The organism is Calothrix sp. CCY 0018 (assembly GCF_963920925.1).
In the GTDB taxonomy this organism is placed as follows: Bacteria; Cyanobacteriota; Cyanobacteriia; order Cyanobacteriales; family Nostocaceae; genus Rivularia.
The window spans coordinates 139588-153896 of sequence record NZ_CAWUDI010000005.1 but is presented as its reverse complement, the minus strand read 5'-3'; the positions used below and the strand labels follow the sequence as shown (position 1 = coordinate 153896).

Annotated in this window: 6 protein-coding genes; 2 read left to right on the top strand and 4 right to left on the bottom strand. The window is 42.2% G+C overall.

Annotation, left to right across the window (positions count from 1 at the left end; translation table 11 throughout):
- The first annotated feature begins 86 nt into the window (after window positions 1-86).
- Complete coding sequence (locus ACM03V_RS05525) at window positions 87-875, top strand: hypothetical protein (RefSeq protein WP_414619756.1); 789 nt, start codon at window positions 87-89, stop codon at window positions 873-875.
- A gap of 250 nt (window positions 876-1125) precedes the next feature.
- Here ACM03V_RS05525 and ACM03V_RS05520 read toward each other — a convergent pair whose 3' ends face one another.
- The gene (locus tag ACM03V_RS05520; RefSeq protein WP_414619755.1) at window positions 1126-1920 is read right to left on the bottom strand and encodes a hypothetical protein; all 795 of its coding nucleotides are present in this window, start codon (window positions 1918-1920) and stop codon (window positions 1126-1128) included.
- 711 nt (window positions 1921-2631) lie between these two features.
- Between ACM03V_RS05520 and ACM03V_RS05515 the strand changes: the two genes are divergently transcribed.
- Window positions 2632-4146 (top strand): cellulase family glycosylhydrolase, encoded by a 1515-nt coding sequence (locus tag ACM03V_RS05515; protein ID WP_414619754.1) that lies wholly within the window; start codon window positions 2632-2634, stop codon window positions 4144-4146.
- A gap of 235 nt (window positions 4147-4381) precedes the next feature.
- On the opposite strand, the gene ACM03V_RS05510 is transcribed toward ACM03V_RS05515, so the two are convergent.
- The 3 genes from ACM03V_RS05510 to rpoB form a co-directional block, all read right to left on the bottom strand.
- Entirely contained in the window at window positions 4382-8491 is a 4110-nt protein-coding gene (locus ACM03V_RS05510) for a DNA-directed RNA polymerase subunit beta' (RefSeq protein WP_414619753.1), read from the bottom strand.
- A 170-nt stretch (window positions 8492-8661) separates the two neighbouring features.
- Window positions 8662-10539, bottom strand: coding sequence for a DNA-directed RNA polymerase subunit gamma (locus ACM03V_RS05505; protein WP_414619752.1), 1878 nt, complete (start codon window positions 10537-10539; stop codon window positions 8662-8664).
- A gap of 137 nt (window positions 10540-10676) precedes the next feature.
- Complete coding sequence (gene rpoB / locus ACM03V_RS05500) at window positions 10677-13976, bottom strand: DNA-directed RNA polymerase subunit beta (RefSeq protein WP_414619751.1); 3300 nt, start codon at window positions 13974-13976, stop codon at window positions 10677-10679.
- Between the last annotated feature and the right edge of the window lie 333 nt (window positions 13977-14309).

Sequence of the window (14309 nt, the reverse complement as noted above, 5' to 3'; positions counted from 1 at the left end):
GGTACTCAATCTGTAGATAAATTTGGGCAAAATAGATCAAAATGCGTTTATTACACATTCCATCCGCTTTTATTAACACTAATTTTATGAAACAGCAACATTTTAGTTTTTTTACCAACTTTAGAACCAGAACACCCGTAGCAGCACGTGCCGTTATAGCTTCTAGCGTGGTTTTATTAGCAAGTGGCTGTGTAAATCAATCGCAAAGCAAAGTACAGCTAGAAATACAGGCCATACAGCGGGAAGATAGCAAAGGTTTATACAAAGTTGCAGGCACAACAAATTTACCCGAATCCAGCCGTATTGCCGTTACAGCAGTTCGTTATTTACGAGCATCGGCTAAAGTTAACGGAGAAGAAATAGTCGGCGATAATAATGAAAATATAAACCGTTCAATTTTGGCTCGCCAAATCGTAGAAGTCAAACAGGGAAAATGGGAAGCAGACTTAAATCTTTGGCAAGTAGCGCCCAATGGTAATTTCGAGGAAGCATGGCAGTTAAATAAAAATTACGCAAAATTAACCCCTGAAAGTGAAGTCAGCTTTATTGCGACTTTTAACCCAGTAGGTCAATTACCAGTTTCAGATGGAGAAAATTCTCAAGAATTGACCCCACAATACCAGCAGCTTGAAGGAAAATCGCTTCGGTTTACCAGTGAAGGTGAAAAATACGTACAGGCAAGCCAGTATCGCTCTATCTCCCTACCTATAGGTAAAACAACACCACCTCAACAAGCGGACAATTTTAATTATGGCTGGGGAAATCGATATCAACTCAAAGCGAATGTAGCGCAAGATTCTACAGCTACTTTACCTCCCCTAGCCAAATCCCAGCAGACTAATTCTCCCCCGTTAAGTTCTGAGTTTTTGCGGTAATTAGTAATCAAGCCCGTTATCATAGCGGGCTTTATTATTTATAGGGAATGGGTAACGGGGGTAATAAAGGTTTGTAGTAAGAGTTTTAACTCTTTCTTATATTGAGGATGAAAATCCGTAGAGTGTGTTATTAGGAGCAACGCACCATCCCATCTAATAACAACATGAAAAGTAGCAGTAATTGATAAATCACTGCTACAAAAAAAGATTCTTATTCTAAGGCTATGGTTGGTACTCAAACCTGGAATTTTTAACCAAATTGCACCTCTTGAGGTTTGTAAGTATCGTAATGAATACTAATCGTTTCTGAATCTTGCCTTTGAGGGGTATTTGTAGGTTGAGGCGTTGATGATAAATTGTTTTGCATTGCCTGCATTTGCAACATCATATCTCTGAGTTGTGCTTGTAATTGCTCAAACTCTGCTGGTGTTATGCTGGTTTTATTTGCTTGAGATATGTTAGCAAGTTCTTGGTTAATATCGTTTTTTGATTGAGTATATCCGAGAAAGTTTTGAGCCGAAGCAAAAGCCGAGGCAGCATTGGCTGAAGTTGTATTTTGGCTTTTTGCTGGAGCTTGCTGTGGGGGAATTTGTGCCTCAACTTGTTGAGAATGGCTCACGGGGTTTAAAGTGGGATAACCCTTGCTTGCTGGAGATGATACTTGTTCCTCCAAAAAACTATTTAGCCCAGAAACTTGTAGTCGAGTTTCTGATAGTTTAAATTCCTTGAGTAATTCCTCTTTTTGCTGTAATTGCAGTTCCAATTGGGATACTTGTTGTTCAACTTCAGTTGATTTACGAGACGAATTGCGCCATCCAGATATGGCGATCGCAGAAATTCCGGCTCCTAAACTAAGTCCAGTGGCAACTACTACGTAAGGCAAAGCGACATCTCTGAGTTTACCAAAGAAAAGTGTTTCTTCTTGGAACTTGATATTAATTTGTTTATCACCTATTGCAGCTAGCGGTACTGTCATGGCTGAAAAAACAGCCGCAGAAGCTAAAACTGGAGGCAGAATAAATTTGGCTAATGCAGATAGAGACATATTAAAAAGTTTAGTTATTCAAGTAATACGGCAGATGCTTCAATTACTACGTTTATGATTTTGCTTTACAGCAATTAAAGCAGGAATTATTTTTCTTCTATTAGTTTCCAATCTATTCGCTAAATACCTAGACCGCAAGGCTAAAAAGATAAAGAAATTGGCTTATTTAATAAATTTTCTATAAATTTTTTTTTCCGCTTTTTTTCTGTAAAAGCAGATTTTTGCTTATCAAGCTTAAGTTTTAGCTTAGCCTGGAACAAAACCTATTGACGCTTCCTCATACTTAAGTAATAAGTTATAAGTGGCAAATCTCTATCTGGAGTGTTAATTTATTTATTTTATTAATCACCTTTATTTCATCAATCTTTATTAGTTTTTGAACTAATCCAAAAACTAATAATAAACAAATCATCTCACCGGGTATCAAAGCAATACTGCAAGTAATTAAAACAGGCATCAGTACTTATGCGTATTTTCAATCTTTTTTTATCTTCAATTAATTTCTTGAAAAAGTTTTTAATCAATTTATTTAGCGTGTTTTCTGGGAAATGTTTTCATCCAAATCAAAAATACCCTAATAAAAACACATTTAACCAAAAAACAACCGTAAAAATACTGATATTTGCCATCAGTTTAGTGCTTTGTTTGAATAGTAATTTTACAAACACGCCACCTTTTAACCAAGTGAACCTTGCTAGAGCAACAACAACTATGCAACTACCACTTTCAACCCGTGGAGCGAATATCGTTGATGCCAAAGGAAATAGGGTATTACTCCAAGGTGTCAACTGGTTTGGTATGGAAACCGAAACTCACGCTCCTCACGGTTTGTGGAAGCGGGATTATAAAGATATGCTGCTGCAAATTAAGAATCTTGGCTACAATTTGATTCGCTTGCCATATTCTGTGGAAGGATTACGCTCCCTGGAAGTTAGCGGCATCGATTTCAGCATTGGCAACAATCGAGAATTAGAAAAGAAAACCCCTATAGAAATAATGGACGCAATCGTTGAGGAAGCACAACGTCAAGGCTTATTGATTTTGTTAGACTCCCATCGTCTCAACGATAAACGAATTCCCGAATTATGGTATGGAGATGGTTATTCCGAAGCTGATTGGATTAATACCTGGTTGCAGCTAGCTCAAAGATATAAAAATCAAACTAACGTAATTGGAGCAGATTTAAAAAACGAACCCCACGGTAAAGCTAGTTGGGGTACTGACGATTTAGCTACAGATTGGCGATTAGCAGCAGAGCGTGCGGCTAATGCGATTTTCAAAATTAACCCCGATTGGTTAATTGTTGTGGAAGGAGTAGAAAACAATGTTCCGGGACAATATTTAGCTAATCATTGGCAAGGAGGTAATTTAGAAGGTGTCTTGCGCTATCCGGTACGTTTATCAGTTCGGAATAAGTTAGTTTATTCTCCCCATGAATATGGTCCAGGGGTGTACGATCAGCCTTATTTTTCTGACAATAATTTCCCTCAAAATCTCCTCTATCGCTGGCAAATTGGCTTTAACTATATTGCTAGTCAGCAGAAGGCTCCTATTTTTGTAGGAGAGTTTGGTGGACGTTTAGTTGACAACAGGGAAGCGATTTGGATGAGTAAGTTTGTTAAATACATTAAGGAGAAAAATCTCAGTTTCGCTGTTTGGAGTTGGAATCCTAACAGTGAAGATACAGGAGGGATTCTCTTGGATGATTGGAAAAATGTGGATTTACCAAAACAGCAATTAATTTCTCAACTACTTCCGGTTAAATTTACCCAAAAGCTTCCTACAACAGTAAGAGAACCAGTAAAACCAAAAAAACCGAAAAAACCAAAAAAACAAATTCAGTCTGCTACTTCTATATCAAGCTCGGCAAGATTAAAAGCAACCACTGAAATTTATTCGGATTGGCAAACGGGGTTTTGCACCAGTTTTAAAATTACCAATAATCGCAATGAACCAGTTCAAAATTGGCAACTTAAATTCAAGATGAACCAAGCTAAGATTCAAAACTCTTGGAATGCCGATTTTAAACAAGAAAAAGGTCAATACACCGTTACTCCTTATGATTGGGGGCAAACTATACAGCCCAACCAAGTACGGGATGTAGGATTTTGTAGTGAAAAGCTTGGTTCCGATTATTCTCCGCAACAAGTTAAATTAATTGTTATCGAGAACGGGACACTGGAAACGGGGAACAGTCTGCCTTCTTCAAGTAGTTTGTCCTATTAGTTTTAAACAAGTAATAAGGTTTGTAGTCGCGCCGTCTTCGCCTCATAATTCTGAATCGAGAGGCGAAGGCGGCGCTACTACGAACAATGTGTATAGAACGATATTTAGTTGCCTTATAATCGCTCCTCTATTCCCCCTTCCCCCTAACCCTCTTGTTAAAAATTAAACAAAAAAAATCCCAGGAAATACCTGGGATTGTTTATAAAATTAAAATCAAGATGGTGCTAGTAGAAACCTATTCTTCATCATCTGAGAAATTGCTGTCAAGTCCAAATTCTTTCAAATCATTTAAAACGCTATCGTTATCCGAGTCATCATTGTTATCTTGGACTGGGCTTAAATCCTTGATAGCTTCGTTATCAGCAATTAAATCATCGCTACTATCTTCCAATATTGATGATGAACCAGTTCTATTACCAAAATCTGGAGTCATGGTTGGAGAATCCAAATTATAGGTACGGGCTGTACGGTCATCTAAGACCATATCCAACGGATCGTCAACTTCATCCAGTACGCTGTTGCTCATATCGGCAGCATAGTCATCAACTATACCCATCTCTTCAAAAGCATTGAATCCCGTACCCGCAGGAATCAATCGTCCGATAATTACGTTTTCTTTCAAACCACGCAGCCAGTCGGACTTACCTTCAATTGCTGCTTCGGTTAGGACGCGAGTTGTTTCTTGGAAGGATGCAGCGGAGATAAAGCTATCTGTGTTCAATGATGCTTTGGTAATACCTAACAATACTGGAGTATATTGCGCCTTGGCACCACCAGTAATAGACATTGCTTCGTTGACTTGCTCAACTTGACGCAATTCAATCAATTCCCCAGGAAGCATTGTAGTATCGCCGCCATCATCTATCCGTACTTTAGATGTCATCTGACGTACAATTACTTCAATGTGTTTGTCAGAAATATCAATACCTTGGGATTGGTATACCGACTGCACTTCATTCACCAAGAAGCTCTGCACTTTTTGCAAGGCATGGCTGGCACAAGCGTAAACTCCTTCGTCGGAACCTTGATTAAAGAATACTTCCAAGATTTCATGAGGATTAGATGGCCCGTCTGTCAGCGGTTGTCCGGTTTCTACGGTTTGTCCTTCCGAAACTACCATATTTTGTCCGGGACCAAGGGCATAATCAGTGACTACACCTCCGGCTTCGAGAATCTTCAGGGCGATCGCCTCATCACCATCGCCGTAAACTGGTTTAACTTCCCCGGTTCTACGAGCTAATATACAGCCTTCTTTTGGTTTGCGAGCTTCTAGTAGTTCTTCAATTCTAGGTAAACCTTGGATGATATCCCCGGTTTTGGCACGTTCAAATACCAACAGTACTAAGTTATCGCCGCGCTGTACCAAATCGGTATCATCAACTTGTAGTATGGCACCGGGACTGACTCGATAGGGACGACCTATTCGCAAGGTAATATAATGACTTGAAGATTCATCGCTTGGGACTATACTTCCTTCTATATCACTACTCCCTACTTTCTGCTCCCTACTCCCTACCTTAACTACTTGTCCGGATTGTTCTGCGAATATTCCAGGAGCAATTTCCGCACCTTCTACTAACAAGTCACCAGCTTTACAGGTAGGAGCTTCATTAACGTTAATGGTAAAGGTATCGCCAGTTCGCAATATCAAGCAGCGACGAGGTGCATCGGTGCTTACTTTCACACCTTGGATAGTACCTCCTTCTTTACACAAGATTTGGGTACGAGCTACTACAGCACCAGGTTCTATGGTTTGCCCGTCTTCTACTTCTAAATTAGTACTAGTCGATCCTTGAGTTGCATCAGCGGCAATATCGCGACGAATCACCAAAGATTCTAAAATTACCAATTGCAAGCGCTGAATTTCTGGGTCGTTTTCATCGGTAACAAGCTCGATATCTGCTGCCAGAGGAGAGGTACTGTGTTCTTCTCCTTCTTGCCCAATTTCCAACACTAGCTGAGTTCGCAGCAGTTCAACACCTTCTACAGACTTGATCCGCTCGGAGTCTTTATAGGATATTTTTTGTACTGCTTTTAGCTGGATAGAACGCCCATTCTCGTCAGTACCTGAAGTTGTGGATGGTACGTCTGGATTGGTTGGTATGGGAAACTCAACTACCGGACGGCTCAATACTGCCGGGCCTTCTGGTGTCTCTACGTATTCGATATAGCGTAGTTCTGTAAAGGTAGTACCCAGAAATTCTTCACCAGCTTGAACAAAAGTACCGTCTTTGCTCATCACTGCTTCTGGATCGTCAACCATTAGCAGTTCGCCCGGTTTAATTACCACTTCCCGCAGAATATCGTTTTTCTGAGTGACTTCTACAACCCCGGTACTCTGGCTGTAGATATCTTTGACGACTTCATCGCCAACGTTTACCAGTTGTCCGTCTTCGACAATTAACAAGGAAATGTCTTTATTAACTTCGTGAGTTTCTTCGGGTATCCACAGTAGGGTACCCCCCTGAACAACTTCATAACCTTGTTTTGCCTTACCCTTCTTCTGCACCTCCACCCCAGAGAATTTCAACAATCCTCCACTTTCAGTACGATAGCGGTCGTCGATTAATTCTGCTACTACTTGAGAGTTTTGTACTTTTGTGCCGGGGGTTGCTCTCAGGTTAAATACTTGATTGTTGGCAGTACTAATTAAATAGTTGTTACGCCCTTGACTGCTTTGAACCGTAACTTCCGCTCGATCCAAAACTATCGAAGCAGTCATAATCTCAATCTCGCGAGTACTTTTACCCGGAGTTGCTTCGGGTAAACGTACACCACCACCATGTTGAGAATTCAACTGGGTTTCGGCTATTACACCATTACTTTCAATGCGATCGCCGTTTTCAACTATTAATTCTGCTCCGGGTGGTAAATTATATACCTCTCCCGAAAGAATCCAAATCAAACCACCCCTCACTGCTGTAGTGGTGGTATTGCCTTGACGGTCAGTTTTTTGTTCTGCAACGACATCGGCAAATCTGACTTGTCCGGCAATATCAGAAGCTACATCTTTTACAGCTTTCTCAGTATTAATTCTGGTTGTTCTTGCACCCAAAGCAACCTCAGCCAACAGTTGACCCTGCTTAATTTTAGAGCCATTATTAACGTATAAAGTTGAACCTTTAGTTACGTCAATTTCCATTCCTGCCGATTTAGGACTACCTTGGGGTTCTAAAGTTAAGATACCGTTTGCCTCTACAAACAGAGCATCTTCACCGTGACGAGTACGGTAAGGTCTGGTGCGGACTTTACCCTTGAAGCGAACCGTACCATCGGCTTTGGCTCGTACCTGTTGCGCGACTTCCCCAGTAAATACACCCCCGGTGTGGAAGGTACGCATGGTTAGCTGAGTACCGGGTTCCCCAATACTTTGAGCGGCAATAATACCTACAGCTTCGCCTAAATCTACCATTTTAGCGTGTGCCAAACTCCAGCCGTAACAATGCTGACATACACTACGTGCGGCTTCGCAAGTTAGGGGAGAACGAACTTCTACCTTTGTAATCCCAGCCGCTTCAATTTCGTCTGCGAGTTCTTCGGTAATTGCAGTATTGCGAGTAGCAAGTACTTCCCCAGTTTTCGGATGCACCACATCTTCGTTAACGGCTCTTCCCAAAAGACGACTGGAAATAGGAATTAAAGTTTTACTTCCCTCCATCATCGCCACAACGGGAATACCACGAGAAGTACCGCAGTCGGTTTCGCGGATAATCACATCCTGGGATACGTCCACCAAACGTCTGGTTAAATAACCACTGTCGGCGGTTCTTAGTGCAGTATCCACCAATCCTTTACGGGCACCGTAAGAAGAAATAATATATTCGGTAACGGTAAGTCCTTCGCGGAAATTCGTTTTGATTGGTAAGTCAATGATTTCTCCTTGTGGATCTGCCATTAGTCCCCGCATTCCCACCAACTGGCGTACCTGGGAAATATTACCCCTAGCACCACTAAACGCCATCATGTAAACTGAGTTCAGGGGATTATTGCTCTTAAAGTGACTTACCACCTCATCCTTAAGAGCTTCAGAAGTACCGTTCCAAGTATCAATTACCTTCTGAAAACGTTCTACTTCAGTAATTTCCCCGCGCTGGTAACGTTTTTCAGTAGCGCGAATTTCTTCTTCAGCAGCTTCAAGTAGCGATCGCTTAGAAGGTGGAACCATTAGGTCATCAACACTAATAGAAACTCCAGCCTTTGTTGCATAGCGGAAACCCAAATCCTTTAACTTATCCGCCATTACCGCCGTCCGTGCGGTACCGAAAGTTGTGAAACCCCACGCAATCAACTTTTTGAGTTGTTTTTTATCAACTACGCGGTTGCGGAAAATCATGTTTTCGTTCATTTCAATTTTAAATTTTAGATTTTGCGGAAAGTTGATGGGACGGAAACCAACCCCATCAAACTTTCTAAGACAGATTTTAGATTTTAGGTAGTTGGTAATGGGGAGAGGGGGTAGATTAAATAATTTAAAACTCCGGTGGAACCAATCCCCAATGCCCAATGCCCCATTCCCTAACTCGCTAACGCTTCCTGAATTGCCATGTTGTAAATAACGCGACCGGGTGTTGTATATATATATTGAGAAAGTAAATTTCCTGTTGCATCTTCTCTAACGCGACGGAATTTGTAGCGTAGAGTACGGGTACCATCTTCGTTGTCTATGACTTCTAAGGGTTTTTTATCTTCTACATCTTGTTCTACTTCGCCGTCGTAGCGGACGTAAACGTAAGAGTGCAGGTGTACTTGCTGTTGCTCGTAAGCCATTACTACGTCTTCTAAAGAGTAATAATAACCGCCTGCTCCTTTACTAGCATCAGGATTTTCTGCGGTTAAATAATATGCTCCCAATACCATATCTTGGCTGGGCGTAATAATCGGCGTACCAGTAGCAGGTGAAAGTATATTGTTGGAAGCGAGCATCAACAATCTTGCTTCCGATTGCGATTCCAAAGATAAAGGTACGTGTACCGCCATTTGGTCGCCGTCGAAGTCAGCGTTAAATGCCGGACATACCAATGGATGCAGCTGAATTGCTCTTCCTTCTACCAAAATTGGCTCAAAAGCTTGGATACCCAAACGGTGTAAGGTTGGGGCACGGTTGAGCATGACTGGGTGTCCTTCAATCACTTCTTCGAGAACATCCCAAACTTGGGGATCTGACCTAGCGATTAATTTCTTCGCAGCTTTGATATTATTTACCATACCGCCTCTAATTAATCGATTAATTACAAAAGGCTGGAATAATTCGATCGCCATTTCCCTTGGCAATCCGCACTGGTGAATTTGAAGTTTGGGACCAACTACGATTACGCTTCTTCCGGAATAGTCTACCCGTTTACCCAACAAGTTTTGACGGAAACGTCCTTGTTTACCTTCAATAATGTCGGATAAGGATTTCAACGGACGGTTATTTGCACCAACAACAGTACGTCCCCGACGACCATTATCAATAAGAGCATCTACTGCTTCTTGCAACATCCGTTTTTCATTACGGACGATAATCTCTGGTGCCAGAATTTCTTGCAATCTCGCCAAACGATTGTTACGGTTAATCACGCGACGATACAGGTCATTTAAATCGCTGGTAGCAAAACGACCACCATCAAGCTGTACCATTGGGCGCAAATCTGGAGGAATTACCGGAATCACCGTCATAACCATCCATTCGGGCTTCGAGCCAGTCGCGATAAAGTTATCTATTACCCTTAAGCGCTTAATTAACTTAGCTCGTTTTTGACCTTTAGCGTTAGTAATATTCTCTCGCAATGTTTCAGCTTCTGGCTCTAAGTTGATATCGGCTAACAACCGCAGCAAAGCTTCAGCACCAATACCAACTTCTACACCTTCTAGGGTAGAGTCTTCGCTGTAAATCTGGTCTTCAATTTCTAGCCACTGATCTTCTGTAAGTAACTGCTTATAGCTTAATGATTCCGCATTTCCTTCACTCAGAACAACGTAGGAATTGAAATAAACTATTTGTTCTACATCCCTTAAAGGCATATCTAAAAGGATGGAAATATAGCTGGGAATACCTTTGAGATACCAAACATGAGCTACTGGCGCGGCCAATTTGATATAGCCCATGCGGTGACGGCGCACTCTCGATTCGGTGACTTCTACACCGCAGCGCTCGCAAACAATACCTCTGTGACGTACTCGCTTGTATTTACCGCAGTGGCATTCCCAATCTTTTGCGGGGCCAAAAATTCGTTCGCAAAAAAGCCCATCCATCTCAGGCTTTAGAGTACGGTAGTTAATCGTCTCCGGCTTAGTTACTTCTCCAACTACCTGAGAATTGGGTAAAGTCCTTTCTCCCCACTGACGAATACGTTCGGGTGAAGCCAAGCCAATTTTTACGTAATCAAACTGATTATTTTGAGAATTTCTCATCTCTTTGTTGTTAGTAGTTAGTAGTTAGTAGTTAGTTGTGAGTAATGGGTAATGGGTAATAGGTAATGGGTAATGGGTAATAATTTTATTTCCAGTTCCCAATTCCCAATTACCTATTCGCAATTACCAGTTACCAATTATTGTTCTTCTTCTATCGACTCGCGGGTAAGAGATTCGTAAGTCGGACGGGGTGGTGTACGACGAGAGTTTTGGTCTGCCATGAGGTCAACTTCTACATCCAAGGAACTACCGTCGTTTTGAGTTTCTACTTTGTGAACGGCGATATCAAGTCCCAATGACTGTAGCTCTCGCATCAATACTTTGAATGATTCTGGTGTTCCCGGACGAGGAATTGCTTTTCCTTTCACAATGGCGTTAAGGGCTTCGTTACGTCCTTGCATATCGTCGGATTTAACGGTAAGCAATTCTTGCAAGGTATAAGCTGCACCGAATGCTTCCAATGCCCATACTTCCATTTCTCCGAAACGCTGACCACCCTGCTGCGCTTTACCACCCAATGGCTGTTGTGTAACCAACGAGTAAGGACCTGTTGAACGAGCGTGAATTTTATCGTCTACCAAGTGGACTAATTTGAGCATATAAGCTACGCCAATAGTCACTGCTCGGTCGAAAGGTTCGCCTGTACGACCGTCATAAACTTGAATTTTTCCGGAATCGTTGGGATTATATACCCAGTCTTTGCCGGTTTCGTCTCTTGCTTCTTGCAGCTTGCCATGAACGATTTGCCTGGATGATTCTTCGCCATACATTTCGTCGAAAGGCGTAATCTTAAATCTTACTCCCAAGGTATGACCTGCCCAACCCAATAAGCACTCGAACACTTGTCCTACGTTCATTCGGCTCGGTACGCCCAAAGGATTGAGTACGATATCCACACAAGAACCGTCTGGTAAGTAAGGCATATCTTCTAAAGGTAATATCTTGGAAATAATTCCTTTATTACCGTGCCTTCCCGCCATTTTGTCGCCGACTTGAATTTTCCGTTTTTGAGCTACGTAAACTCGCACCACCATGTTTGCTCCTGGTGGAAGTTCGTCACCTTGCTCGCGGGTAAATATCCGGACATCTACGACTCTTCCTTTCTCTCCGTTGGGGACTCTCAAGGAGTTATCTCTTACATCTCTGGCTTTTTCCCCAAAAATTGCTCGCAATAATTTCTCTTCTGGTGGCTGGTCGGATTCACCTTTAGGTGTAACTTTACCTACTAAGATATCTCCAGCTTCTACCCAAGCACCAACGCGGATAATTCCCTGCTCGTCTAAATTTCGCAGCGCGTCTTCACCAACGTTAGGAATTTCTCTGGTGATTTCTTCTGGCCCCAGCTTGGTTTGTCTTGCCTCAATTTCATACTTTTCAATGTGAATTGAAGTATAAACATCATCTTGTACCAAGCGTTCGCTAATTAAGATCGCATCTTCGTAGTTGTAGCCTTCCCAAGGCATATAGGCTACTACAATGTTTTGTCCTAACGCTAATTCGCCACCTTCGGTAGAAGAACCATCTGCAAGTACTTGTCCGGCAATAACTTTTTCTCCTATCCTTACCAAAGGTCTTTGGTTCAAACAGGTATCTTGGTTGGAACGCTGGTATTTCGAGATTTCGTATTTTTCTTCGGGTTGGTCTGGTGCGGGACGAACGCGAATTTCTGTAGCGTCTACAAAGGTAACGTCACCGTCGGTACGAGATACTATCACCATCCCGGAGTCTCTCGCAGCTTGAGCTTCTAAACCAGTTCCCACCAAAGGACGCTCTGGTTTGAGCAACGGTACCGCTTGCCGCTGCATATTCGACCCCATCAATGCCCGGTTAGCGTCGTCATGTTCCAAGAATGGAATTAAACTGGTTGCTACCGAAACAATTTGCACGGGAGAAACCGCAACATAATCTACCTGTTCGGGTGTGGTAGTTGCCCAATCTTGACGGTAGCGGACTGGTATTTGGGTACCAATAATGTAGCCATTTGTATCGAGGGGAGTATCACCGGGAGCAACCCGTAAATCATCTTCCTCATCAGCAGTCATGTAAAGCGCTTGCTTTTCAAACATGACTTTGCCGTTTTCTACAGGACGGAAAGGTGTTTCCAAGAAGCCGTATGAATTAACCTTAGCGTGAGTCGCCAAAGAACCAATTAGTCCAGCGTTTGGACCTTCTGGTGTTTCAATCGGACATATACGTCCGTAGTGAGAAGGGTGAATATCTCGGACGGCAAAACCAGCACGTTCCCGAGTTAAACCACCAGGACCAAGTGCTGACAATCTTCGTTTGTGAGTCAGTTCTGCTAAAGGATTGGTTTGATCCATGAACTGAGATAGCTGTGAGGAACCAAAGAATTCTTTGATTGCTGCTACCAACGGTTTGGGGTTAACCAAGGATGCAGGAGTTAAAGACTCGGAATCGGATACCGTCATACGTTCGCGGATAATCCGCTCCAAACGGTTCAAACCTACCCGAACCTGGTTTTGTAACAATTCGCCGACACTTCTGACTCGGCGATTCCCCAGGTGGTCAATGTCGTCTATATTACCAATATCAAATTCTAAGTTAATTAGGTAATCGACTGCTGCCAAAATATCTGGAGCCGTCAACACCCTCACTGTATCTGGAATTTGCAATCGTAATTTTTTATTCAGCTTGTAGCGTCCGACGCGACCTAAATCGTAACGTTTTGCGTCGAAAAATCGCGAATCTAAAAGCTGTTGTCCGCCCAAGACTGTAGGTGGTTCGCCGGGACGCAGCTTGCGATACAATTCCATTAAGGCTTCTTCTTCCGAAAACTCCCCTTCTTTTTCAATGGTTTTTTGGAAGTATTCCGGGTGACGCATTGCATCGAAAATTTCGTTGTTGGTAAGCCCTAAAGCTTTGAGCAACACTTGAGCCGATAATTTGCGGGTTTTATCAATTCTGACCCAAACTAGATCGTTACGGTCTGTTTCAAATTTTAGCCATGCTCCCCGGTTGGGAATTAAACTCGCAGAATAAGTACGACGACCGTTTTTATCGATTTCGGATTTGTAATATACTCCTGGGGATCGAACTATCTGGTTGACAATTACTCGCTCTGCACCGTTAATAATAAATGTGCCGCGTTCGGTCATCAAAGGCAAGTCACCAATAAATACTTCTTGCTCTTTAATTTCCCCAGTCTCTTTATTTATCAAACGTGTAGGTACGTACATTTGCACCGCGTAGGTGCTGTCGCGTCGCTTCGATTCATCTACACCATATTTAGGTTCTTTGAGCTTATAATTTTGCCCTAAAAAGTGCAGTTCTAATTTGCCGGTATAATCTGTGATGGGACTGAAGGAATCAAGCTCTTCTATTAACCCTTCTTCTAAAAACCAGCGGAAGCTAGAACGTTGAATTTCAATCAAATCGGGCAACATGAAGCCCGGTTCTGTCATTGAGTCGTAATTCATGCCCATATTAAAATCTATAAAGGGGTTAAATTTGTTTTGCGTTGAGAAAATTTCGATTATATTGCTGTCGTGGTGAAAGCAATTTTATGCATCAATGGAGGATAACAGCCAGTACATGGCATATAACATCAAAAAATCAATCCTCTCCTTACAGATAGGTAAAATTAAAAAGCATCTTAATTATTTGCCTGAGTTTGTTCGCGCTTTCGCTGGCTTTCCGATCCAGAAGAAACTGTTTTTCTTTACTCATTCCCCCTCCGTTTTGGCGCTTTAATTCAAACAAGCAATACTGTCTTCGTGTTTTATCAACGCTATTCCAACAGCCAATAATTC